This window comes from Amycolatopsis orientalis DSM 43388 (assembly GCF_000411975.1).
GTDB classification, from domain to species: domain Bacteria; phylum Actinomycetota; class Actinomycetes; order Mycobacteriales; family Pseudonocardiaceae; genus Amycolatopsis; species Amycolatopsis orientalis_D.
In genome coordinates, this window is the sequence record NZ_ASXG01000122.1 from 49256 (window position 1) to 73071 (window position 23816).

At 70.5% G+C, this 23816-nt stretch carries 21 protein-coding genes; 8 read left to right on the forward strand and 13 right to left on the reverse strand.

Features of this window, described 5'->3' with window-relative positions; translation table 11 throughout:
* Positions 1-12: 12 nt before the first annotated feature.
* Together L942_RS23545 and L942_RS23550 are read right to left on the reverse strand one after the other, a co-directional pair.
* The gene (locus tag L942_RS23545; protein ID WP_037364264.1) at positions 13-870 is read right to left on the reverse strand and encodes an SAM-dependent methyltransferase; all 858 of its coding nucleotides are present in this window, start codon (positions 868-870) and stop codon (positions 13-15) included.
* A 108-nt stretch (positions 871-978) separates the two neighbouring features.
* Positions 979-1617 carry an HAD family hydrolase gene (locus tag L942_RS23550; protein ID WP_037364266.1) on the reverse strand — a complete coding sequence of 213 codons (639 nt, stop codon included), beginning with the start codon at positions 1615-1617 and terminating at the stop codon, positions 979-981.
* Positions 1618-1702: 85 nt separating this feature from the next.
* On the opposite strand from L942_RS23550, the gene L942_RS23555 reads away from it, so the two are divergent.
* The 6 genes from L942_RS23555 (at position 1703) to L942_RS23580 (ending at position 9590) form a co-directional block, all read left to right on the forward strand.
* Positions 1703-2188: a MarR family winged helix-turn-helix transcriptional regulator gene (locus tag L942_RS23555; RefSeq protein WP_037364268.1), complete on the forward strand. Its 486-nt coding sequence runs from the start codon at positions 1703-1705 to the stop codon at positions 2186-2188.
* Positions 2185-3405 (forward strand): MFS transporter, encoded by a 1221-nt coding sequence (locus L942_RS23560; protein WP_037364270.1) that lies wholly within the window; start codon positions 2185-2187, stop codon positions 3403-3405. The genes L942_RS23555 and L942_RS23560 overlap by 4 nt, the downstream gene beginning before the upstream one ends.
* A 159-nt stretch (positions 3406-3564) precedes the next feature.
* Entirely contained in the window at positions 3565-5646 is a 2082-nt protein-coding gene (locus L942_RS23565; RefSeq protein WP_037364271.1) for a PhoX family protein, read from the forward strand.
* 54 nt (positions 5647-5700) lie between these two features.
* Entirely contained in the window at positions 5701-7095 is a 1395-nt protein-coding gene (locus L942_RS23570) for a DUF7850 domain-containing protein (RefSeq protein WP_051166177.1), read from the forward strand.
* A 94-nt stretch (positions 7096-7189) separates the two neighbouring features.
* Entirely contained in the window at positions 7190-8860 is a 1671-nt protein-coding gene (locus L942_RS23575; protein WP_037364274.1) for a hypothetical protein, read from the forward strand.
* A gap of 52 nt (positions 8861-8912) precedes the next feature.
* Positions 8913-9590, forward strand: coding sequence for an SDR family oxidoreductase (locus tag L942_RS23580; protein WP_037364278.1), 678 nt, complete (start codon positions 8913-8915; stop codon positions 9588-9590).
* 6 nt (positions 9591-9596) lie between these two features.
* Here the strand turns inward: L942_RS23580 and L942_RS23585 are convergent, their stop codons facing one another.
* From L942_RS23585 to L942_RS23595, 3 genes are read right to left on the reverse strand one after another with little or no spacing between them, the layout of a single operon-like run.
* Positions 9597-10904: an amidohydrolase family protein gene (locus tag L942_RS23585; RefSeq protein WP_037364281.1), complete on the reverse strand. Its 1308-nt coding sequence runs from the start codon at positions 10902-10904 to the stop codon at positions 9597-9599.
* A 30-nt stretch (positions 10905-10934) separates the two neighbouring features.
* On the reverse strand, positions 10935-11588 hold the full coding sequence (locus tag L942_RS23590) for a response regulator (RefSeq protein WP_037364284.1): 654 nt from the start codon (positions 11586-11588) through the stop codon (positions 10935-10937).
* On the reverse strand, positions 11585-13387 hold the full coding sequence (locus L942_RS23595; protein ID WP_037364287.1) for a sensor histidine kinase: 1803 nt from the start codon (positions 13385-13387) through the stop codon (positions 11585-11587). Before L942_RS23595 ends, L942_RS23590 begins: the two co-directional genes overlap by 4 nt.
* Before the next feature lie 181 nt (positions 13388-13568).
* Here L942_RS23595 and L942_RS23600 point away from each other — a divergent pair, with 181 nt between their 5' ends.
* Complete coding sequence (locus L942_RS23600) at positions 13569-14264, forward strand: ABC transporter ATP-binding protein (protein WP_037364289.1); 696 nt, start codon at positions 13569-13571, stop codon at positions 14262-14264.
* Complete coding sequence (locus L942_RS23605; RefSeq protein ID WP_037364292.1) at positions 14261-16531, forward strand: FtsX-like permease family protein; 2271 nt, start codon at positions 14261-14263, stop codon at positions 16529-16531. Before L942_RS23600 ends, L942_RS23605 begins: the two co-directional genes overlap by 4 nt.
* A gap of 108 nt (positions 16532-16639) precedes the next feature.
* Here L942_RS23605 and trmB read toward each other — a convergent pair whose 3' ends face one another.
* The 8 genes from trmB to L942_RS23645 form a co-directional block, all read right to left on the reverse strand.
* The gene (trmB, locus tag L942_RS23610; RefSeq protein ID WP_081655194.1) at positions 16640-17347 is read right to left on the reverse strand and encodes a tRNA (guanosine(46)-N7)-methyltransferase TrmB; all 708 of its coding nucleotides are present in this window, start codon (positions 17345-17347) and stop codon (positions 16640-16642) included.
* A gap of 20 nt (positions 17348-17367) precedes the next feature.
* Entirely contained in the window at positions 17368-17862 is a 495-nt protein-coding gene (locus L942_RS23615; RefSeq protein ID WP_235079357.1) for a hypothetical protein, read from the reverse strand.
* A gap of 215 nt (positions 17863-18077) precedes the next feature.
* The gene (locus L942_RS23620; RefSeq protein WP_037364297.1) at positions 18078-18821 is read right to left on the reverse strand and encodes an ABC transporter permease; all 744 of its coding nucleotides are present in this window, start codon (positions 18819-18821) and stop codon (positions 18078-18080) included.
* Positions 18818-19726, reverse strand: a complete 909-nt coding sequence (locus L942_RS23625) for an ABC transporter ATP-binding protein (RefSeq protein WP_037364299.1) — start codon at positions 19724-19726, stop codon at positions 18818-18820. Before L942_RS23625 ends, L942_RS23620 begins: the two co-directional genes overlap by 4 nt.
* 155 nt (positions 19727-19881) lie before the next feature.
* Positions 19882-20622, reverse strand: a complete 741-nt coding sequence (locus L942_RS23630; protein WP_037364302.1) for an ABC transporter permease — start codon at positions 20620-20622, stop codon at positions 19882-19884.
* Positions 20623-20650: 28 nt separating this feature from the next.
* Positions 20651-21586: an ABC transporter ATP-binding protein gene (locus L942_RS23635; RefSeq protein ID WP_037364304.1), complete on the reverse strand. Its 936-nt coding sequence runs from the start codon at positions 21584-21586 to the stop codon at positions 20651-20653.
* Between the two features lie 236 nt (positions 21587-21822).
* Positions 21823-22479, reverse strand: coding sequence for a response regulator (locus tag L942_RS23640; protein WP_037364307.1), 657 nt, complete (start codon positions 22477-22479; stop codon positions 21823-21825).
* Entirely contained in the window at positions 22476-23684 is a 1209-nt protein-coding gene (locus tag L942_RS23645; RefSeq protein WP_440201338.1) for a sensor histidine kinase, read from the reverse strand. The genes L942_RS23640 and L942_RS23645 overlap by 4 nt, the downstream gene beginning before the upstream one ends.
* Positions 23685-23816: the final 132 nt, after the last annotated feature.

A 23816-nucleotide genomic window follows, 5' to 3' on the forward strand; every position in this document is an offset into this window, starting at 1 on the left:
TGGCATTGGCGTTTAGGGCAGGTCGGCGGTGACCAGTTCGGTTTTGGTCATGGCGTCGCCGAGCGGGTCGGGCAGGTGTTTGCCGTAACTGGCGGCGAGGTCGCCCGCGCGGTCGACGGCCGTCTGCCAGCCTTGTCGGGCGAGCCATTCGACCGGGTTGCGGCGCGGTTCGGTCGAAAGCACGTCGTTCACGTCGAGGCCCAGCCGCGCTCCGGCGTCTGACGACCGGATGGTGTCGAGGATGTCGGTGCTGCCGAGGTCGGGGATGTGCTCGATGCCGATCCGGCTGCCCGGCGCGCTGCGGGCGTGCACGAGGTCGAACAGCAGCTCCTCCGCCCGCGGGGGCAGGTACGGCAGCAATCCCTCGGCGATCCACACTGCCGGGCGGCCGCGGTCGAATCCGGCGTTTTCCAAGGCGGCGGGCCAGTCCTCGCGCAGGTCGGCTCCGATCGCGTGCCGGCGGCAACGCGGCACCGCGCCGAGGCCGTCCAGCACTTCCTGTTTGAACGCGAGCACCCGCGGCTGGTCCACCTCGAAGACGTCTCGGCCGGAGAGGTCCAGCCGGTACGCGCGGGCGTCGAGCCCCGCGGCGAGGATCACCACCTGCGGCGCGTCCGTGCCGGTGACCACCTCGTCGAAGAACCGGGACCGCACCGCGAGGTACTCGGCCATCGCCATCCAGAGCGCGTCGTCGACCGGTTCGATCGGCATCGGCCGCGGCGGTTTCGCGGCGCGGACGAACTCCGCCGCGTACCGGTCTTCGATCAGCGGATCAGGGGACACCGTCGCGATCGCCCGGCCCGCGGCGACCCCGAGCGCGGTGAGCCCGACGCTGCTGACGATGTCCCAATCCTGGTCTGGTGCAGCCATTTCCACCCCTGATGGCGATCTTGTTGGCAGACGTTCAGGATGGCGCCGCGCGACCGGGCGGATACCCGCTGCGACCCGATTTGGGGTTATTTGCCGCTGTGGTCTGCGTCACTCACTGAGCGCGGCGGGCAACGCGGCCAAATTCGGCAGCACCGTGGCGTCCCGCAGCGCCTCCGGGTCCGGCGGGAAGTGCGGGTTCGGCACCGCGAAGACCGTCATGTTCGCCGCGAACGCCGCGCGCAGGCCGTTGGTCGAGTCCTCCACGGCGGCGCAGCGCGAAGCTTCGACGCCCAGCAGCATCGCTGCCCGCAGGTATACGTCGGGCTCGGGTTTGCCGGCGGCCACTTCCTCGCTCGACACCGCGACCGGGACCAGCGACGTCAGGTCGCACGCGGTGAGGAACGAGTGGATCAGCACCGGCGGCGACGAGCTGGCGATCGCGACCGGCCAGCGCCGGGCGATCTCCCGGACGACCTGGTCGGCGCCGTCGATCACCGGCGGGCGGTCGGCGTAGCGGGCGGCCATCTCGTCGATCACCGTGCGGGCGATTTCGTCCGGGCTGAGCCGCGCGCCCAGGGTGTCCACCAGGTAGCGCGCCCATTCCGGGGTGCTCATCCCCTGTTGCGCACGGGTCGCTTCGGGCCGCCAGGTGCCGCCGTGTTCGGCGACTACGGCGCGGCGCACCTCGTCCCACGTCGTCTCGGAGTCCACCAGTACGCCGTCGAGGTCGAAGATCACCGCGTCCACTTCACCAGCCTAGGCGTCCTGGACTGGACCACCTTGTGAGCCGAATTACTTCGCTACCCTAACTAATTTTTGTTAGCCTAGCTAAGTGACTTCCTCGAGAGGCGATCTGGCGCAGCGGCTCCGGCCGGTGGTGTTCCGGCTGTACTACCTGGTGCGCCGCGAATCCGCGCAGCTGCTGACCCTGACCCAGGGGTCGGTGCTGTCGGAGCTGGTCGGCCGCGGGCCGAGCCGGATGAGCCGGCTTTCCCGTCTCGAGCGGGTGCGGATGCCGTCGATGACCGACGTCGTGCGCAGGCTGGAGCGGCTCGGCATGGTGACCCGCCGTCCCGATCCCGAGGACGGGCGCGCCGTGCTCGTGGAGGCCACCCCGGAAGGCGAGCGGTTCTACGCCGAGATGATCGCGGGCCGGGAGGCGGAGCTGCGGGCGCGGCTCGACCGGCTCGACCCGGACGAGCGCGCCGCCATCGACGCCGCGCTGCCCGCGCTCACGAAGCTGATCGCCGACTTCCACCGTGACGACCCCGCCGCGGAACTCGCCGTACTGTCTGAAGGAGGAACTGATCCGCGATGAGCGCTGAGCACCACTCAAGCCTGCTGGACGCGGTCAAGGGCCAGCCCAAACAGGTGTGGATCACCGCGTTCGCCGCGGTCATCGCGTTCATGGGCATCGGCCTCGTCGACCCGATCCTGCTGTCCATCGCCAAGGGGCTGAACGCTTCGCCGTCCCAGGTCACCCTGCTGTTCACGTCGTATCTCGGCGTGCAGGTGATCGCCATGCTCTTCACTGGCGCGATGTCCGCCCGGTTCGGGGCGAAGCGGACCGTGCTGGTCGGGCTGACCCTGATCGTCGCCGCGACCGCGTTGTGTGCCGCGGCGGGTTCGATCGAACAGCTCGTCGGCCTGCGTGCGGTGTGGGGCCTGGGCAACGCTTTCTTCATCGCCACCGCGCTGTCGGTGATCGTCGGTGCCGCGACTGGTGGCCAATCCGGCGCGATTCTGCTTTACGAGGCCGCACTGGGCGTCGGGCTCGCTGTGGGTCCGCTGCTCGGTGCGCTGCTGGGCACCATCTCGTGGCGCGGTCCGTTCCTCGGTACCGCGGTGCTGATGATCGCCGCGCTGGTGCTGTGCTCGATCTTCCTGAAGAGCGACTCGGCCGAGAAACGCCAGCCGATCAAGCTGCTCGACCCGCTGCGGGCGCTCAAGCACCCCGGTCTGCTGCGGACGTCGATCGCCTCCGCGCTGTACACCGCCGCGTTCTTCGCGGTGCTCGCCTGGTCGCCGTTCGTGCTCGGCTGGAACGCCATCGCCGTCGGCCTGATCTTCTGCGGCTGGGGCCTGTGCGTGGCGATCGCCGGCGTGGTGCTCGCGCCGAAGATGGCCGCCCGCTTCGGCGAACGGCACGCGGCCGCGCTGGCGGTGGCCGGATACACCGTGCTGATGCTGGTGCTGGCCATCCCGAGCAAGCCGGTGGTGGTCGTCGGGATCATCGTGTCCGGGCTGGTTTCCGGGCTGCTGAACACGCTGTTCACCGGCACCGCGATGTCGATCAGCGACGCGCCGCGGCCGGTCGCGAGCGCCGGGTACAACTTCTGCCGCTGGTTCGGCGGCGCGATCGCGGCCACGCTCGTCGGCCACGTCGCCGAGTGGATGGGCTGGGAGCAGGGACCGTTCCTGGTCGCCGCCGTCCTCTGCTTGATCGCCGCCGTGCTGCTTTCGCAGCGCGAGAAGAAGGCCGACCCGCACACCGTGCCGAAGGAGGCCGCGCTCGTCGGCGACGAGGAGTTCTGACCTCTTCCGCACGCACCGCGATCGCCTCCGGACCGTCTGTTCGGGGGCGATCGTCGTCTTTGGCCGAATACACCCGCTGTTCACCTTTTGGTCCGGTTAAGGGGGTTTTCACCGCATACGGTCGCTGCGTTCCCACCGAGAAGCGACCCTGGAGGCCCCGTGTCCCTGGAGCCCGGACGACTGCTGCCCTTGTTCACCGCGCATTCCGGCGGCCGGTCACCGATCACCTGCGAGTACCGCTGCGGCAACGCGTGTGCGCACGAGGCCCCGAACCCGACCGGCAACGAGTACTTCGGCGACATCGCCAAGGGCGTCTCGCGGCGCGGCGTGTTCAAGGCCGGCGCGGTGATGGCCGCGGCCGCGGGCGGGTTCGCCGCGCTGTCCGGCACCGCTGCCGCGGCCACGCCTACCCAGGCGCCGGCACCGCTGGCGAAGGGCCGGGCAGTGCCCGGCACCGACTTCACGCCGGTGCCGCCGAACAAGCTCGACGCGGTCAGCATCCCCGACGGCTACGCCCAGCACGTGGTGATCCGCTGGGGCGACCCGGTGGTGCCCGGCGCGCCGAAGTTCGATTTCCGCAAGCAGACCGCGGCCGCGCAGGCCAAGCAGTTCGGCTACAACAACGACTTCGTCGGCCTGATCCCGCAGGATCCGCTCGGCCTGCGCAACCTGCTGGTGGTCAACCACGAGTACACCACCGAGGTGCACCTCTTCCCGGCCGATCAGTACGACCCGGCCAACCCCACCGAGGAACAGGTGAAAATCGCCTGGGCGGCACACGGGTTGTCGGTGGTGCAGACGCTGCGCGACCCGATCGGCGGCGCGCTGCGCACCGTTCCGAGCCCGCTGAACCGGCGGATCACGCTGGACACGATTTTCGAGGTGCGCGGCCCGGCGGCCGGTTCGAAGTACCTCAAGACGTCGGCCGACCCGTCCGGCAAGCGCGTGCGCGGGACGCAGAACAACTGTTCCGGTGGCGTCACGCCGTGGGGCACCGTGCTGTCCGGGGAGGAGAACTTCCACCAGTACTTCGCGCACGCGGACAAGGTGACCGACCCGGCCGAGGCCGCGCGGCTCAAGCGGTATGCGATCGGGACCGGCGAGAGCACGCGGAAGTGGGAGCGCTTCGACCAGCGCTGGGACGTTTCGCGCGAGCCCAACGAGCCCAACCGGTTCGGCTGGGTCGTGGAAATCGACCCGAACGACCCGCATTCGACGCCGGTGAAGCACACCGCGCTCGGCCGGTTCAAGCACGAGGCGGCGAACGTCAAGATCACCGCGGACGGCCGGGTCGCGGTGTACTCCGGCGACGACGAACGGTTCGAGTACATCTACAAATTCGTGTCGAAGGGCAAGTACAAGAAGGGGAACTCCGCGCTCGCCCGGCGGCACAATTCGGCGTTGCTGGACGACGGAACCCTGTACGTCGCCAAGTTCTCCGGCAACAGCCCGGGCGAGATCGACGGCTCCGGCAAGCTGCCCGCCGACGGCGAATTCGACGGCACCGGCGAGTGGATTCCCCTCGCCAGCGGCGACAAGTCCTTTGTGGACGGATTCACCGCGGAGGAGGTCTACGTGTTCACCCGCCAAGCCGCCGACCGCGCCGGAGCGACCAAAATGGACCGTCCGGAGGACATCGAGCCGAACCCGGTCAACGGCCGGATCTACGCCGCGCTCACCAACAACTCCGACCGCGGCGCGGCGGGCAAGGCGGGCCCGGACGAGGCGAACCCGCGCATCCGCAACAAAAACGGGCACATCCTCGAATGGGACGAGGACCGCGGCGACGCCGCCTCGACCCGGTTCTCCTGGCGGCTGCTGCTCGTCTGCGGCGATCCGGCCACGGCCGACACCTACTTCGGCGGGTTCCCGAAGGACCAGGTCAGCCCGATCTCCTGCCCGGACAACGTGGCCTTCGACCCGCACGGCAACCTGTGGATCTCGACCGACGGCAACACCCTCGGCGCGAACGACGGCCTGTTCTCGGTTCCGGTCACCGGACCGGAACGCGGGCACGTGAAGCAGTTCCTGTCCGTCCCGGTCGGCGCCGAGACGTGCGGTCCGGTCGTCACCGAGAACCTCGTGCTCGTCGCGGTGCAGCACCCCGGCGAGGACGCGGCCAGTTCGGCGAACCCGACCTCGCACTGGCCGGACGGCGGCAGCTCCCAGCCGCGGCCGGCGATCGTGTCGGTGTGGAAGAAGGGCGCCTTCGGCTTGCCCGGCCGGATCGGCCGCCGGTAACACTTTGGGGTGTTTCTTACCGCCGATCGGGCTTGCCGGGTCTAGCTTCACCGCGTGAGGCGGGCAAGGAAAGTCGCGATCGGACGTACGGCGGGCGCGGCGGCGGGCACTGCGATGCTGGTCGGCGCGCTCGCCGTCGTCACTCCCGGGTCGGCTCCCGCCGAGGGAGCCCCGGACTGCGGCGGCATCGCGGCCAACCCGAGCGTGGAGGACGCCGGCGTGCCCGGCGGACCGCCGCGCGGGTATGTGTTCAGTCCCGCCGCACCGGTTCCGCGCAGCACTCCGGCCGACCGGGTGCCGAAGCTGGTCACCAGCACCGCGCACGCGGTCGACGGGCACGTCAACGCCCAGATCCAGACGCCGGACGGCCGGGTCAGCTCGGCCAGCCAGCAGGTGAAAGCGGTGCCCGGCGGGCAATACTCGCTGTCGGTGTGGGCGGGGACGGCACAGTCCGGCCTCGGTTCGCGGGCGAGCGCGACCACCGGGCTGCGCTTCTCCGACGGCGCCGGGCGCGTGCTGGTGGAGAAACCGCTCGCGGTGACGCACGACGTCGCGTCCGACGGGAGGCTCGCGCGGCAGGAGCTGCCGCCGGTCACCGCGCCGGACGAGACCGCGGCGGTTTCGTTTTTCGCCGGCACCAACCACAACTGGGTCCTGTGGGACTGCGTGCACGTGGCTCTCGCCGCGTTCACGGCGAAGATGGAGGTGCGGAATCCCGCGGACGGAACGTGGGCCTCGTCGGCTGCCATCCCGGCCGGCGATACCGCGCATTTCCGCATCTCCGTCTCCAACACCGGCTCCCAGCCGCTCGCCGGGCTGCTCGTGAAGGACCCGTGGTGCTCCGGGCTTCCCGGTGCCTTCGACCTCGCCGGCGGTGCGTCGCGGGAACTCACCTGCGACCACCCGAACCTCACCGAGGACGACAACGGGCACGTCAACACCGCGAAGGTCACCGGCAACGGCCCGGGCGGTCCGCTCGCCGAGCAGAAGACGAGCGCGACGGTCACCGTCACGCCGCTGCCCGCGGTCGGCAAGATCGGCGACCGCGCGTGGAAAGACCTGAACCGCAACGGCATGCAGGACGACGACGAACCCGGTTTCCCGGATCTTCCGGTGACGCTCAAGGACGGCGCGGGCGGCACGGTCGCCACCGCGCGCACCAACGCCGACGGCAGCTACCTGTTCGACCAGCGCAAAGACGGCACCTATCAGGTGTGCTTCGACGTGTCGAAGCTGCCGGCCGGGCTCACCGTCACCCAGCGCGGCGCGGGCGGCGCGCCCGGCCTGGACTCGGCCGTCGACCCAGCGACCGGCTGCACGTCGCCGTTCACCCTCGGCGGCAAGGAGCGGGAGCGGATGGACCTGGACATCGGCCTCGCCCCGCCCGCCCCCGCACCTCCGACCGCTCCGCCGTCCCCGACCGCGTCCGCCGCCTCCGCTCCGGAGTAGCCGCCACGACCTTGGCGGCAACCACTGAGCGTCGCGTTCGGGCGGATGCGAGACTGTGGCTGCACACCACGTCTCGGGGAGGTCTGGACCAATCATGACCGCGGCCGCCGACCCGACCTCGTGGTACCGCCGCCCGATGACGTGGACGTGGGCCGCCACCGGGGCGGTGCTCGTGCTGTACGCGGTGCTCGCCTGGCAGCGCCGGTGGATGAGCGACGACGGGCTGCTCGTGCTCCGCACCGTCCGGCAGATCCTCGCCGGGAACGGGCCGGTGTTCAACGTCGGCGAGCGCGTCGAGGCGAGCACGAGTCCGTTGTGGACCTGGCTGCTCGCCGGCCTCGGAACGATCCCCGGCCCGCCGCTGGAATGGATCGCGGTCATCACCGGCCTGCTGTGCGCGGTCGGCGGTTTGTTCTTCGGCCTGGACGGCGCCCGCCGGCTTTACGCCGGACCGGTGGCACCCGCCGGTGCGCTGGTCGTGTGCGCCCTCCCGCCGTTCCGCGACTTCGCGACTTCTGGCCTGGAAACCGGCTTGGTACTGCTGTGGCTCGGGCTGAGCTGGTGGCTGCTGGTGCGCGGCAAAGCGCCGGTCGCCACCACGATCGTGCTCGGGCTCGGCCCACTCGTCCGACCGGATCTGGCGTTGTTCAGCGTGGCCGGTTTCGTCGCGTTGGTGTTGTCGCTCCGCCCGCGCTGGCTTGCCGCGCTTGGCTGGCTCGGGGCCGGGATCGCGATTCCGGTGGCGTACCAAGTGTTTCGGATGGGCTACTACGGTTTGCTCACGCCGAACACCGCGCTCGCCAAGGAAGCGGCCAACAGCGATTGGCCGCGTGGCTTCGCGTACCTGGCGGATCTGGTCAACCCGTACGTGCTGTGGATTCCGTTGCTGCTGCTGGTGCTTGCCGCGGTGCTCGTGCGCCGGTCCCGGGTTCTGTTGCTGACTTCGTTGGCAGGCGCGCTTTTGCTCGCGCTGTACGTCGTGCGCGTCGGCGGCGATTTCATGCACGGCCGGATGCTGCTGCCCGCGTTGTTCGTGCTGCTGCTTCCCGTCCTGGCGATCCCGTTGACCCGCAAGACAATTGCGTTCGTGGCCGGGGTCGCCGCGTGGTCGGTGGTCGCGGGCGGCTGGCTGCGCGTGCCGTACGAGGGCACTCATCTCGCCGTGAGCGTCACCGACGAACGCAGCTACTGGGCCTGGGCGACCGGCCATGAGCACCCGGTGCTGGCAACGGATTACCTCGGTCAGGACGTCATCCGGCACGCCGTCGACGCGGTGCAAGCGACCAAACAGCCAGCCGTGCTCGTCTACAGCTACGGCGACGTGAAGCAGTGGTTCCGCTTCCCGACCGACCGGCCGTACGTGACCATGGCGGCCGACAGCATGGGCGCGATCAGCAACATCGTGTCTCTCGACGTCCGCATCCACGACGGCTACGGCCTGGCCAGCGACCTGGCCGCGCACTCGTCGTCCATCCCGGGCGGCCGCCCCGGACACTCGAAATGGCTGGTCGCGGCCTGGGAAATCGCCGAAGCCGGACACGGCGACTACGCGACCGACGGCCAGATCCGGATCTTCCAGCCCGTCGAGATCGACGCCGCCCGCCAGGCGCTGCGCTGCCCCGACGTGCGGGAGGTGCTGGCCTCCACGCGCGAGCCGCTCACCTGGAGTCGGTTTGTCGACAATTTCACCGGCGCACTTCCTCGGACGGAGATCCGCTACCCGCGCGACCCGCGGGCCGCCGCCCAGTGCGCTCCGGCGAAGTGATCGACGACTCCCCCAGCTGGCGAATCAGCGGCGGACGCCTACCGTGGCCGGTATGACCGACCTCCCGCTCGCCCTGATCACCGGTGCCTCGCGCGGCATCGGCGCGGCAATCGCGCACCAGCTCTCCCCGACGCACCGGCTGCTCCTGGGCGGCCGCGACACCGACGCCCTCGCGAAGGTGGCCGAGGAACTGCCCGGCGCACAGCCCTGGCCGGTCGACCTCACCGATGCCGCTTCGCTGGAGGCCGCGGCCAGCAAGATCGACCGCCTGGACGTGCTGGTCCACTCCGCGGGCACCGGCACGATCGGCGCCGTCGCCGACTCGCCGTCCTCGGTCTGGCGCACGAACCTCGAGGTGAACGTCATCGCGGTCGCCGAGCTGACCCGCCTGCTGCTCCCTGCCCTCCGCGCGGCGAACGGCCACGTCGTGGTCATCAACTCCGGCGCCGGGTACACCGCCCGCCCCGGCTGGGGTCCTTACGCGGCAAGCAAATTCGCCGTCCGCGCCTTCGCCGACTCCCTCCGCGCCGAAGAACCGGACCTGCGCGTGACGTCAATCTTCCCCGGCCGCACCGACACCGACATGCAACGCCAGGTGCGCGTCCAGGAGGGCGGCAGCTACGAGGTCGACAAGTACCTGCGGCCGGATTCCGTCGCCACGGCCGTGCTCACCGCGGTCACCGCCACCCCCGAGGCGCACTTCACCGAAATCCAGGTCCGCCCCCGCTGACCGACCTCAGGCCCGCAGCCGGGCGGCGGTGTCGGCCACCGTCGCCTGGATCTCGCGGCGGTCGACCCGGGTCGGCTCGGCGTCGGCGACCACCTGCTCGCCCGCGACCCACACGTCGCGCACCCGCCGGGACCCGGCCGCCCACACGAGGTTCGCCAGCAACTGCTCGTCCGGCACGTCCAAGCCGGCGGCGAACGCCGGGTCGTCGAGGTCGACGTGCACCAGGTCGGCCCAGCGTCCCGGCTCCAGCACCCCGAGATCGGACCGGCCCAGCGCTTCCGCGCCGCCGCGCGTGGCCATGAGGAACACGTCCTTCGCGGTCACCACGGTGGAATCGTCGTTGGCCAGCCGGGCCAGCATCGCCGTCAGCTGCAGCTCTTCCCACAGGTCGATGTCGTCGTTGGACGCCGGACCGTCGGTGCCGAGCCCGATCGCGACGCCCGCCGCCCGCAGGTCCTTGATCCGCGCGATCCCGGAAGCCAGCTTCGCGTTCGAGCCCGGGCAGTGCGCCATCCCGACTCCCCGGGCGGCGAAGAGCGCGATGTCCTCGTCCGACAAATGCACCGAATGCGCGGCGAGCGTCCGCCCGTCGAACATCCCCAGCGAATCCAGCAGCCGCGGCACCGAGCCGTATTCCTTGCGCTGCTCCAGATCCTCCGCGGCGGCCTCGGCGACGTGAATCTGCACCAACGCGCCCCGCGCCGCCGCGGATTCCGCGGTCGCGCGCAATCCTTCCGGGTTCAGCATGTACGCGGAATGCGGCCCGTAGCCCAGCTCGATCCGCTCTCCGGGACCGAACCGCAGCCCGTCGGCGTCGATCCACCGGTCGATCGCGGTCAGCGTCGCCCGCCAGTCCATCCCGGGCAGTTCGATCACCGGCGGCGCGACGAGCACCCGGCCGCCGGTCGTGAGCACCGCGTCGACCAGCTGCTCGCCCTCGAAATACATTTCCGCGCTGGTCGTCACGCCGTGCCGGAGCATTTCGACCGATCCGAGCAGCATGCCGGTGCGCACGTCGGCGGGCTTCAGCTTCGCCTCGGTCGGCCAGATGATCTCGCGCAGCCAGCGCAGCAGCGGCAGGTCGCCGCCCATGCCGCGCAGGAGCGTCATCGGGCTGTGCGCGTGCGCGTTCACCAAGCCGGGCAACAGGATCCCGGTCAGCCGGGTGACCTCGCCGGCGAACTCCGGCGCGCTCGAAGCCGGTCCGGCGAACGAAATCCGGCCTTCGTCGTCGACATCCACGACGGCGTCGCGGAGCAGCGAGCAGGACGGGTCGGCGGGCAGGACTACCGGGGCGTGGAAGCGACGCGACATAACGAGATAGTACGGGCGTGCCAGTAGCGGTTACTCCACTACGCCGCTACGCCAGGCCCAAGCCGCGATTTCCACCCGGTTACGCGCGCCGACTTTGCCCTGCACGGAAGCCAAATGGGTCTTGACCGTGGACAGCGACAGAAACAGCTCCGCGCCGATTTCGGTGTTGGTGAGCCCGCGGGCGGCGGCCTTCACCACGTCCAGTTCGCGCGCGGTCAGCGGTTCCGACGGGGCCGGGGCCTCGCGCTTGGCGGTGTTCCCGCCGTCGAAATGCTTCAGCAGCCGCACGGTGACCTGCGGCGACACCAGCGCGTCGCCGCGATCGGCCGCGCGCACCGCCTCGATCAGCAGCGCCGGCCCGGCGTCCTTGAGCAGGAAGCCGCTCGCGCCGTTGCGCAGCGCGGTGTGCACGTATTCGTCGAGGTCGAAGGTGGTGACCACGACGACCTTCAGCGGGTCGGCGACGTCCGGGCCGGCCAGCTGGCGGGTGACCTCTAGCCCGTCCAGGCCCGGCATGCGGATGTCGAGCAGGCAGACGTCCGGGCGCAGTTCGCGCGCCTTGGCGACCGCGGAGACGCCGTCCGGCACGTCCGCGACCACCTCGATGTCGTCCTGGGCGTCCAGGATCATGCGGAACCCCATCCGCACCATTTCCTGGTCGTCCGCGATCAGTACCCGGATCACCCGTCTGTCTCCCCGTTCGCCTCGAGCGGCAGCCACGCCTCGACCCGCCAGCCGCCGTCCGGCTCGCGGCCTGCCGAAAGCCTGCCGTGCAGCAGCGCGACGCGTTCGCGCATGCCGACCAGACCGTATCCGCCCGACCCGCCGGCCGGGCGATGAGTCTGCCCGCTGCCGTTGTCGGTCACCCGCAGGTGCAGTTCGCCGTCGACGACCTCGGCGAGCACGAGCGCCTCGGTGGCGTCCGCGGCGTGCTTGCCGACGTTGGTGAGCGACTCCTGGATCAGCCGCAGCGCGGACCGGCCGACCTCGTGCGGCAGGTCCGGCGGAAGGTCGAGCCGCAGCCGCGTCGGGATGCCGTGGTTGCCCGCTTCGACGAGCCTTCGCAGGTCAGCGGCCAGGTCAGTGGTCGCCTGTTCGTTGAACTCTCCCGAACCGGCCTGCGCGTCGCCGCGCATGCTGCGGACCAGACGGCGCATCGCGGCGAGTGCCTCGACGCCGGCGTTCTCGATCCGGCCCATCGCCTCCAGCGCGAGTTCCGGATTCTTCTCCCCCATCATCCGCGCGGCCTGCGCCTGCACGACGATGCCGGTCACGTGGTGCGCGACGACGTCGTGCAGCTCGCGGGCGAGCGCCATCCGCTCGGCCGTCTGTGCGTCGGTGACCGCCGATTTCACCACCTGCGCGCGTTCGGAATCGCGCGAGCGCAGGTACAGGCCGATCGCGATGGCGATGCCGAGCAGCAGGACCGCGACGGTGGCGAGCATCCCGAGCGTCGCCGGGTCGGTGAGCAGCCGTCCGACGCGGTACGAGCCGAAGTTCAGCACCGAGCCGATCGCGACCGCGCCGGACAGCACCACGATCCGCGGCCAGGCCCTCGCGAGCGGCACCGCCCGCACGACGTTCACCACCACGCCGAACCCGGCCACGATCTGGGTCGGCGGGATGCCGCCGAGCAGCTGGTAGCTGTGGCTGGGGTGCAGGAACGGCGTCATCAGCGCGGACAGCAGGAGAATCCCGGCGACCACGAGGATCGAATCCCGCGGCCGCCGCGGCGACAGCGCGGTCACCGCGGCGGCGCTGATCGAGCAGGCCAGCAGCGGGAAACCGCGGCTGCCGCTTTCGTAGGTGTAGCCGAATTCGATCAGCACGCCGATGCCGAGCATGCCGATCAACGGCCACTGGCCGCGCACCAATTCGGTGAACCGGTGCATGCTCCGCAGACGTTCCGCGGTCGCCGGGTCCCGTTCGCGGCGCGGTCGCCCGACCGCGCCGGTGACCACCGTCGCGACGAGCAGCAGGAAACCGAAGAGCAGCGACTGCAGGACGTTGCTGGTGTAGAGCCGGTTGTCGTATTCGCGGCCGAACACCGCGGTGAGCGCGCCCAGGACCAACGCGCTGATCACCGCGAACGCGACTCCCGGACGGGCGCGGCGGGCGAGGAAATACACCATTTCGATCCCGGCCACCACCTCGGTGATGGACAGGTTCGCCAGCACGCTCGAGTAGGTCGGGATGGAGAGATAGCGGATGGCGAAGGTGCAGAACATCAGTGCCAGCGCACCCACTACGCCCGCGACCGCCGCGCGTTTGCGCGCCCAGAACGCGCACCCCGCCATCGCGAAAATGCCCGGGAACAGGCCGAGATCCACAAACCGCGGTCCGACGTCGTCGAGTGCCGCGTCGGTCACGAACACGAGGTCGAACGCCAGCGCCGCGAACAATACGAGCACGGACATGTCGAGCCGGCGGGCGAGTTCGGTCGCCCGCGCGGCCAGCGTTTTCGACGGCGGGGTGTGCGGCACACCGTGACGGTAGATGATCCGCGGTCGCGCGCACCTTGGCCACGTGGTTCGTCGCCATCGGCCGATCGGCCGATGGCGGCCGGGCAGGGACCGGCCGTCTGCCCGAAGTGGACACTCGGCCGAATCCGCGAAGCTGCCTTCCGTCGCAGACCACTGACGGAGACAGGGAGAGAGCTGGCGGATGACGAATCCACACCTGAGCGCCGGACCGGTGTTGTCGGGGCGCGGGCTGGTGAAGCGCTACGGGCAGCAGCACGCATTGGCCGGAATCGACATCGACGTCCAGCCCGGCGAGGCGATCGCCATCGTCGGTCCGTCCGGCTCCGGCAAAACTTCGCTGCTGCACGTGCTGGCGGGCATCCTGCGCGCGGACAGCGGGGAAATCTGGTTGCAGGGACAGCGGATCGACCAGTTCGGCGAAAAACGGCGCAGCGAACTGCGGCGCACCGAATTCGGTTTTGTCTTCCAGTCCGGAATGCTCGTGTCCGAGCTGACCGCTGAGGAGAATGTCGCGCTGCCTTCGCTGCTGGCCGGCGGAACTCGGGGCGAATCGATTGCCGCGGCGCGGGAATGGCTCGGCAAGCTCGGGCTGGCCGGCAAGGAAGCGCGGCTGCCCGGCGAGCTTTCCGGCGGCGAGGCGCAGCGCGTGGCGATCGCCCGTGCGCTCACCCACCGGCCGAAGGTGATCTTCGCCGACGAGCCGACCGGCGCGCTCGACACTCGCACCGGCCGCGAGACGATGGACGCGCTGCTGTCCGCCGCGCGGGCGTCCGGAGCCGCGGTGCTCGTGGTGACCCACGACCGGGACCTCGCCGAATCGATGCCGCGCACCGTGGCGATCCGCGACGGCCTGATCGCGACGAGGCTCGCGGCATGAACCCGTTCCAGCTCGCCCTGCGGGTGCTGCGCGGCGACCGGCGGACCCGCACCTCGGCGATCCTCACCGCGGTCGGCGTCGCCGTCGCGACCGGGCTCGTGCTGCTGCTGGCGACCTTGCCGTACGCCACCCAGGCGCGCGAGCAGCGGGCGCTGTGGCAGAGCAGCGGCCACTACGACTCCGGCCAGCAGCACACCCTGCTCGTCAATTCCTCCAAGGACTACTTCAACGGCAAGCAGGTCGCCCGCGTCGACATCGCGGTCACCGGCCCGGCCGGCTCGCTGCGGCTGCCCCCGGGCATCCCGCGACTGCCGGGACCCGGCGAGACCATCGTGTCGCCCGCGCTCGGCAAGCTGCTCAACGCCACTCCGGCCGACCAGCTCGGGAACCGCTTCGGCAAACCGGTCGCCGCGTTCGGCGAGGAGGCGCTGCGGTATCCGGAACAGCTCGTCGCGCTCGTCGGGCACAGCACGCAGGAGATGCGTCCGTACGGCCACCAGGACCAGCCTGGCCAGGACGCTTACCCGGCCTCGTCCTTCCCGGCCGGACAAGGGCATCCGGACGGCCTGCTCACGGTGTTGTCCTGGGTCGGCATCATCGTGCTGCTCGTGCCGAGCCTGGTGCTCGTCGCGTCGTCGGCCCGGCTGACCGCCGCCCGCCGCGAACAACGCCTCGCCGCGATCCGGCTGGCCGGTGCCACGCCGGGCCAGGTGACCGCGATGGTCGCCGCCGAAACCGGATTGTCCGCGGGCGTGGGCGCGCTGCTCGGTCTGCTGCTGAGCCCGGCGCTGCGCGGCCTGGCCACGTTCGTGCCGTGGGACGGCGGGACCTGGCTGGCCTCGGACTTCGCGCTGCCGGTGGGGCTGACCGTGCTCGCCGTGCTGCTGGTCCCGCTGCTCGTGGTGGCCGCCGGGGTGCTCGGCCTGCGCCGGGTGGTGCGCACGCCGTTGTTCGCGACCGGCGGGCACACCGTGAAGCCGTTGCGCTGGTGGCGGCTGCTCGCGCTGCCCGCGGCCGGATTGTTCTTCTTCTACACCGTTTTCGGCGCCCGCAACGGAGGCAACGGCAACCTGGTGCTGTTCGGCCTGTTGCTGGTGGTCGCTTCGGCGATGGTGGTCGGACCGTGGGTGACCTCGGCGGCCGGCGGCACGTTCGTGCGGATCTGGCGGCGGCCGTCGTCGCTGCTGGCCGGACGGCGGTTGCGCAACGACCCGAAGGGTTCCTACCGGGCTTCGGCCGGGATCGTGCTCGCGGTGTTCACCGGGTCGATGGCGCTCACCCTGCTGCCGTCGTTCGAATCCCTCGCCGGCGGCGGACGCCAGTACGTGGACTCGGCGCTGTACGTCGACGTCAGCGCGGCCCGGGCGCCGGAAGCGATCGAGCGGACCAATGCCACGCTCACGAAGGCCGGACTGTCCGAACGCGTCGTTCCGGTCGCCAGCGTCTACGTGATGCAGGGCGAGGGGAATTACCGGTCGATGCAGCGGGCATACGTGATGACCTGCGGCGATGCCGCCAAGCTGACCCGGCTCGGGATCACCCAGCAGGACTGCAAGCCCGGCGTCGGGCTGTACGCGCCGTATCAGCTGGACACGAGCAACCTGCGGGTCGCGCGGTACGGCGGCGAGGACAGCACGGGCACCCCGCTCGGTGCGGTCACCACCGGCACCTACCACCCGGAAAAGCACAACAACTACGGCGAGTACGTGATCGACCCGTCGGCGGTGCCGGCCGGGGTCAAACCGAGCCAGGTCACGCTGGTCGTGCCGACTGCCGAGACCAACCGCGAGGTCGTCCGGACCGCGCTGGTGCCCAACGCGGTCGGGCAGGAAATCGGCAGCCGCGAGCAGTACCTCTACGGACAGCAGGTGCAGCTCAGCGACCTGCGCCGGGTCACCGTCATCGGACTCGTCGCGGCGGGCATCCTGGCCGGCTGCAGCGCGGCGGTCGCGACCGCGGGCTCGGTGATGGACCGGCGGCGGACGTTCGGCGCGCTGATGGCGGCGGGCACGCCGGTGCGGGTGCTGTCCCGGGCGCTGCGGATGGAGGCCGCGCTGCCCTCGCTGGTGGCGACCATCGGCGCGGGCGTGACCGGCGTCGTGGTCGGACTGGGGCTGTTCATGGCGACGATGGAACGGGGGTCGGTCGTGTTCAGCCCGTGGATCGCCGCGCCGGTGGTGCTGGGCATCGGGGTCGCGCTGCTCGGCGCGTCGGTCTGCACGCCCGCGCTGAAGCGGGTGCAGGCGGAACCGCTGGCCGACGAATAGCTGGCGCCCGCCCCTCGTCGGGGGAGGGGCGGCACCGGGGGTGAAGGAAGCGAAGGGCCGTTGCCGGGGATGGGAACCCGGCAACGGCCCTTCGTCGTTTTGCGGGGCTCAGCGCTTCTCGAAGATCAAATCGTGCGAGACCCGGCCCTCCCGGTCGGCCCGCTGCTCGAACTTCGTCACCGGCCGCCATTCCGGCCGCGGCGCCCAGCCGCCAGGTTCGTCGGCGTACCGGTTCCGCAGCGCGGGCTCCGCCGAGCACACCTCGAGCATCTGCTCGGCGTAGTGCTCCCAGTCGGTCGCCAGATGGAAGGTCCCGCCCGGCGCGAGCCGCGACGCGATCAGCGCCACGAACTCCGGCTGCACGATCCGTCGCTTGTGGTGGCGCTTCTTCGGCCACGGGTCCGGGAAGAAGAGCCGCACCCCGGAGAGCGCGCCCGGTTCGACGTGCGAAGTCAGCAGGACCACCGCGTCGCCGTGCATCAGCCGCAGGTTCGTCACGCCGAGCTTCTCCGCGCGCAGCATCAGCTGCCCGAGCCCGGGGTCGTACACCTCGACGGCCACGTAGTTCAGCTCCGGCGCGGCGGCGGCCAGCTGCGACGTGGTCTCGCCCATGCCGGAACCGATCTCCAGCATCACTGGCGCTTCCCGGCCGAACCACTCGGTGAAGTCGACCGGGCCCTCCGGCAGTTCCGACACCGTCCGGCCGAGCCGCGGCCAGTGTTCTTCCCAGGCCCGCTGCTGGCCGACGGTCATCCGCCCGCCGCGTTTGACGTAACTGACCACGCTGCGCAGCCGTGGCTGGTCCTCGTTTTCCACCCGGACAACATACGGGCGGGTCAGCGGACCGCTTCGAACTCCCCGAGCCGGGAGCGCAGTCCGGCGAGCCCGGCCACCGCGACCGGCTCCGGGGCGGGGCCGGAATGCGCGGGCAAAACGTCGATCCAGCCGTCGTGCCGGTCGGTGTTCAGCACGGTCGTCGGGATGGAGTGGCCGGACTTGCCGCGTTCGGACGGCATGAACTCCCAGTACCCGGATTCGCCGTCGGCCGCCCACGGGACGAACTCCCAGCCCATCCGCTTGCCGAGCAGCTGCGCCACCCGGTCTTCGATGCGGAAGCCGAGTTCGCGCGATTCGAGCCGCCCGCTCGCGACCGCGCGCAGCCACCACGGCGCGGGCAGCACGTCGTCGGTTCCGCACGCGCGCCGGTACAGCCCGAGCACCGCGTCCTCGGGCGCGCGATGCACCCACGCCTGGCGGAGTTCGGCGGGCCGGGTCGCGGGCAGCGCGAACCGGGGCAGTTCGATCGCCTGGGACCATTCGAGGTCCAGCATCGGCTCGAGGCGGGGGGTCGGTACCGCAGCGTCGCGGGAAACGAGTAATTGATCAACGTCCACCGTCACGGTTCACCTCCGGAGAGCTGAGACGGGGCACTACGAATATCCGTCGCTTTCCGACAGTATGTCCGCTCGCTGTGAGAGAAGCCACACCGGTTTACGTGGTTTTAATCCACATGCCTTCCACGTAATCGGGAATGTGCACGTGCAGGTCAGGCGTCGCGGCGATTGGCGGTGGCCACGCCCGCGGCGAACAACACCGCGCTGATCGCCGCGAAATACGCGAGATATCCCCACGGACCGAAAGGCGGTGACAGTTTCAGTGTCGTCCTGGTGAAATCGCCACCGGCGAACTGCGAGGCCGCGTAGAACGGCATCCACTGGTAGAGGTCGCTGCCGATCTTGGGAATCAGCAGCACCAGGCCCTCGACCAGCTGGGTCCACACGAGCACGATCGCCAGCGTCAGCGCGGAACTGCGCAGCAGCAGGCCGACGCCGACGCCCAGCAGCCCGGTCAGCGCGAAGGTCAGCACCTGGCCGAACACGACGCGCCAGTCCGCTCCGGAGTGCAGGCCGAGGTCGGCGTCCGGGCGGACGAGATGCGCCATGCCCCACGAGCCGACCCCGGCGAGCAGGCCGAGCACCGCGCAGACCACGAACACCACCGCGCCCTTGGCGAGCAGCACCGGCGTCCGCGTCGGCACCGCCTGGAAGGTGAGCCGCAACGTGCCCCAGTTGAAGTCGGCCGTCGCGGCGAGCACCGCGAGCACCAGCGCGACCGTGCGGCCGGTGCTCGTCGCAAGCTGAGTATTGCTCACGTCCGCGGTGATTTCGGCCCCGGAAAGCCCGAGGAACATCGCGGTGAACCCGATCGGCGCGGCCACCGCGATCAGCGCGCACCACCACGGCGCGCGAGTGCTGAAAAGCTTGATCCGTTCCGCCCGCAGCACATTCACCGCGCACCTCCACTGGTGAATTCGGCTGCCTGACCGGTCAATTCGAGGTACGCGTGCTCGAGCGAACCGGCCAGCGGGCTCAGCTCGTGCAGCGTGGCGCGCGCGGCGAAAGCGAGTTCGCCGATCGCGTCACTGTCCATTTCGGACACGAGGAACGCACCGGAATCCTCGGTGAAAACCGCGCGCGCTTCGGTGAGCGCGGCGCGCAGCGCGTCGGCGTGCGGCGTGCGCACGCGGACCCCGCGCGAACCGGCGCGGGCCACGAAATCGGCCATCGTGCCCTGGTAGATGAGCTGACCGCGGCCGATCACCACGAGATCCTGCGCGGTCTGCTCCATCTCCGGCAGCAGGTGGCTCGACACGAACACCGTGCGGCCTTCCGCGGCGAGCCCGTGCAGCAGCTGGCGCACCCACTGCACGCCCTCGGGGTCGAGGCCGTTCACCGGCTCGTCGAACAGCAGCACGCGCGGATCGCCGAGCAACGCGCTCGCGATGCCGAGCCGCTGGAGCATGCCGAGCGAGAAGGTGCCCGCGCGCTTGCGCGCCACCGCGGACAGCCCGACCAGTTCCAGCACCTCGTCGGCGCGCCGGTCCGGCAGCCCGTTCGTCGCGGCGAGGAACCGCAGGTGCTGGCGGGCGGAGCGGCCCGGATGCCGCCACGTCGCGTCGAGCAGCGCGCCGACCGTGCGCAGCGGATCGGACAGCTGCCGGTACGGCTTGCCCTCGATGTGCGCGGTGCCCGCGGTGGGCGCGTCGAGCCCGAGCAGCAACCGCATCGTGGTGGATTTCCCCGCCCCGTTCGGGCCGAGGAATCCGGTGACGCGACCGGCTTGCGCGGTGAACGTCAGGTCCCGCACCGCGACGGTGTCGCCGTAGGACTTGGTGAGTCCAGTCGCTTCGAGCACGCCGCCCCCCTTCTCGTAAACCCGAACTCTACCGAACGAAAAGATCCGGGCCGCCCCCCGAATGGCGACCCGGATCTTGTTCCCCTTTTCCCCTTTTTCCCCTTGTTCGGCTCCGCCGGCCCCCGCCTGACTCGTCCGAACTCTCCTGTGGGTCTTTACGCGTCGCGCTTGTTCGCGACGCCGATCGCGATGGCCAGCAGCACCACGGCCACCCCGGCGAAGTAGGCCAGCGAACCCCACTGCGACAGGGCCGCCTCCGGCGCGCCCGGCCCCTGGTGGCTGCCGCCGAGGAACCGCTCCGCGACGGTGAACGGCATCCACTCGTGGATCTTCGGGCCGACGGTCGGGATCAGCTGGACGAGGTTTTCCACCGCCAGCACGTAGATCAGCAGCAGCGAGAGCGCGCCCGCGCTGTGCCGGATCAGGGTGCCGACCGCGACCGCGATGATCGCGGCGAAGGCGAACACCACGCCGACGCCGGCCACGTTGATCCAGTCCGCGGAGGTGCTCAGCGCCGCCGTGTCCGACGGGCGGATCGCGTAGCCGAGGCCCCACGAGGCGAAGGCGCCGATCTCGCCGATCACCAGCGACAGCAGCGCGACCACGGTGGCCTTCGCGACGAGCACGCTGCCGCGGTGCGGCACCGCCTGGAACGTCGTGCGGATCGTGCCGAAACGGTATTCGGTGGTGACCGCCAGCGCCGCCAGCACCATGATCACCGCGATGCCGAACTGGTGCCCGGCCTGGGTGTTGGCGACCGACAGCGGTTCCCCGCTCGGCAGCGAGCCCGCCATGAGGCCGGCGAACCCGATGGTGAGCGCGAGTGCGATGAGGGCGCACCACCACGGCGACCGGGTGGTGAAGAGCTTGATGCGTTCGACCGCGAGCAAAGTCATGAGTCTTCTCTTCCCAACGAGAGTGTGGTCAGCGGATGGCCGCGGCCTGCTGCGCCTCTGCTTCGAGGCCGGTGTGGTACTCGACGGCGTCGCCGGTGATCTGCATGAAGGCTTGTTCGAGCGAGCCGGTCTGCGGGCTCAGCTCGTGCAGCACGAGGTTCGCCGAAGCGGCGATCTCGCCGATCTTCGCACTGTCCATTCCGGACACGATGAGCGCTTCGCCGGCGTCGGTGACCTGTGCGCTGGCGGAGATCAGCTGCTGCCGCAGCGCCGAAAGCTGCGGCGAGCGCACCTTTACCGTGTTTTCCGCCGCCCGCGCCACGAATTCCTCAGTGGTGGACTGGGCGATCAGCTGGCCCTTGCCGATGACCACGAGGTCGGTCGCGGTGAGCGCCATCTCCGAAAGCAGGTGGCTCGACACGAACACGGTCCGGCCCTCGGCGGCGAGCCGCTGCATGAACTTGCGGATCCAGAGGATGCCCTCCGGGTCGAGGCCGTTCACCGGTTCGTCGAACAGCAGCACCTCCGGGTCGCCGAGCAGCGCGGCGGCGATCCCCAGCCGCTGCGACATGCCGAGCGAGAACCCGCCCGCCCGCTTGCCCGCGACGCTGGTGAGCCCGACGATGTCGAGCACCTCCTCCACCCGCGCCGCCGGGATCCGGTTGGACCGGGCCATCCACCGCAGGTGCGCCCGCGCCGAGCGGTTCGGGTGCACCCATTTCGCGTCGAGCAGCGCGCCGACCGTGCGCAGCGGCTCCTTCAGCTCGTGATAAAGCTTCCCCCCGATCCGGACCTGGCCCGCGGTCGGGTTGTCCAGGCCGAGGATCATGCGCATGGTCGTGGACTTGCCGGCGCCGTTCGGGCCGAGGAATCCGGTGACCTTCCCCGCTGCCACGCTGAACGACAGGTTGTTCACCGCGAGCGTGCTCCCGTAACGCTTGGTGAGACCTGTTGCCTCGATCATCCCCTGCTCCCTCTACGGCGGTGCGGACGGAATTCATCCTGTCCCAGCGCCGCCGTTTTCGCGTCATCCTGTGGATCGAACCGGCTACCCGACCTGAGTAGTACTCAATCGTGTCGCAGGGTTGAGCGGGATGGGGGATGCCCCTGAGCCGACCCTGAACTTTGCCCGAGCAGGCAAGGACCCCGCCGCTGAATCCGCAGTGGGGTCCGGTGTGGACAGTGTCCGAATTGGACGCTTCAGCCGATCCCCGGCCGGGCCAGCCCGGTCTCGTAGGCGAGGACCACCGCCTGCACCCGGTCGCGCAGGTCGAGCTTCGACAGGATCCGCCCGACGTGGGTTTTCACCGTAGCCTCGGAAAGGAACAACGTCTCGGCGATCTCGACGTTCGACATGCCTTTCGCGATCAGCACGAGCACTTCGCGTTCGCGGTCGGTCAGCACGTCGAGTTCGGCCGGATCGCGCATTTCCGAACCGCCGGCGCCGACGAACCGGTCGAGCAGCCTGCGGGTGACCGAGGGCGACATCACCGCGTCGCCGTCGGCGACCGAACGCAGCGCGGACACCAGGTAGTCGGGCTGGGTGTCCTTGAGCAGGAAGCCGGACGCCCCGCCCTGCAGCGCGGCGTAGACGTACTCGTCGAGATCGAAGGTGGTCATCACGAGCACCCGCGCGGTGCCCGCCGCGACGATCTGTTTCGTCGCCTCCACCCCGTCGAGCACCGGCATCCGCACGTCCATCAGCACGACGTCGGGCCGCAGCTCGGCGGCCATCCGCACGGCTTGCGCGCCGTCGCCCGCCTCGCCGACCACGTCGATGTCGGCCTGCGCGCCCAGCACCATCCGGAATCCGACGCGCATCAGTTCCTGGTCGTCGACGACCACCACTCGGATCACGAGTTCAACCTAACCGGCAGCACCGCTCGCACCTGCCAGCCACCGCCGGCGGCGGGGCCCACCTCCAGTGTCCCGCCGTACACGTGCGCCCGCTCCCGCATCCCGATCAGCCCGTTCCCGCCCGCGACCGACAGCCGCGGCTCCGGTTGCCGGGCCGCTCCCGTCGCGCCGTTCGCGCCGACCTGTTCGAGCCGCCGCGCCCGGCCGGCGCCGTCGTCGCGCACCAGCACCTCGACCTGGTCGCCGGTCCGCTGCACCCGAACCGCGGCGTGCGCTCCGGCCCCGGCGTGCTTGAGCGTGTTGGTGAGCGATTCCTGGACGATCCGGTAGATCCCGAGCGAGACCCCGGCGGGCAGTTCGTCCAGCCCGTCGCCGAGGGCGAGGTCCACCGGGACGCCCGCGGCGCGCATCCGCTCGGCGAGGTCGCCCAGCGCGGCCGCGTCCGGCTGCGGTACCCGGGGTTCGTCGTCGCCGCGGTCGTTGCGCAGCACGTCCAGCAGCCGGCGCAGTTCGCCGAGCGCGCCGCGGCCGGTTTCGGAGATCGTTCCCAGCGCGCGTCCGGCCAGCTCCGGATTGGTTTTCAGGGCGAGCGCCGCGCCGTCGGCCTGCACGACCATCACGCTCACCGAATGCGCCACGACGTCGTGCAGTTCCCGGGCGATCCGGCCGCGTTCCTCGGCCACCGCGATGCGCGCGGCCTGGTCCCGTTCGGTCTCCAGCAGATGCAGCCGGGCCTCCAGTTCGCGCTGGTAGGCGCGGCGGGCGTACATGAACTCGCCGAGCAGCCAGCAAAACGCGATGGTGAAGGCGCTGAACAGCAGCTGGGCGGCCATCGACGGCTCGGGCTTGACGATCGCGGTGACGACGCTGGCCACGACGAACGCGCCGCCGTAGAGGAGGCCTTGTTTCCGCCCGACGTACACCTGGACCGAGTAGAGGCTGATCGCGAGCGCGGCCAGTCCGGAAACCCCGAGGTCCAGCGCACTGTGCGCGTACGAGACGACGTAGGCGGCGTACGCGGCGAGCAGCGGCCGTTTGCGGCGGAACACCAGCGGCGCGACCACCGCGAGGTCGATCGGGACCGCGACGTACCAGGCCGGGCCGCGCACCTCGGGATCGAGGCCGCCGGTGGCGAACACCAGGATGTCGAACGCCGCGAGGAAGAGTGCGAGCAGCGAGTCCCCCACCATCGGGTGGGCACGCATCCACAGGCTGAGCCGTCGCACGACTCAACAGTAGGTCGCGGTGCGGGCGGCCGCGTCGGTCGCGGGTAGCACCTTCGGTGCGACCGAAGGATGACCGGCATGCGACGATTCCCGCACGGGCGAGCGAACGAG

Coding starts and splice junctions, on each gene's coding strand:
- L942_RS23585 (WP_037364281.1), bottom strand. CDS start 10,904: ATGTCGCGTCGCTTCCACGCCCCGGTAGTCCTGCCCGCCGACCCGTCC.
- L942_RS23615 (WP_235079357.1), bottom strand. CDS start 17,862: ATGCTGGACCTCGAATGGTCCCAGGCGATCGAACTGCCCCGGTTCGCG.
- L942_RS23560 (WP_037364270.1), top strand. CDS start 2,185: ATGAGCGCTGAGCACCACTCAAGCCTGCTGGACGCGGTCAAGGGCCAG.
- L942_RS23635 (WP_037364304.1), bottom strand. CDS start 21,586: ATGATCGAGGCAACAGGTCTCACCAAGCGTTACGGGAGCACGCTCGCG.
- L942_RS23645 (WP_440201338.1), bottom strand. CDS start 23,684: ATGCGTGCCCACCCGATGGTGGGGGACTCGCTGCTCGCACTCTTCCTC.
- L942_RS23600 (WP_037364289.1), top strand. CDS start 13,569: ATGACGAATCCACACCTGAGCGCCGGACCGGTGTTGTCGGGGCGCGGG.
- L942_RS23545 (WP_037364264.1), bottom strand. CDS start 870: ATGGCTGCACCAGACCAGGATTGGGACATCGTCAGCAGCGTCGGGCTC.
- L942_RS23575 (WP_037364274.1), top strand. CDS start 7,190: ATGACCGCGGCCGCCGACCCGACCTCGTGGTACCGCCGCCCGATGACG.
- L942_RS23630 (WP_037364302.1), bottom strand. CDS start 20,622: ATGACTTTGCTCGCGGTCGAACGCATCAAGCTCTTCACCACCCGGTCG.
- L942_RS23605 (WP_037364292.1), top strand. CDS start 14,261: ATGAACCCGTTCCAGCTCGCCCTGCGGGTGCTGCGCGGCGACCGGCGG.
- L942_RS23580 (WP_037364278.1), top strand. CDS start 8,913: ATGACCGACCTCCCGCTCGCCCTGATCACCGGTGCCTCGCGCGGCATC.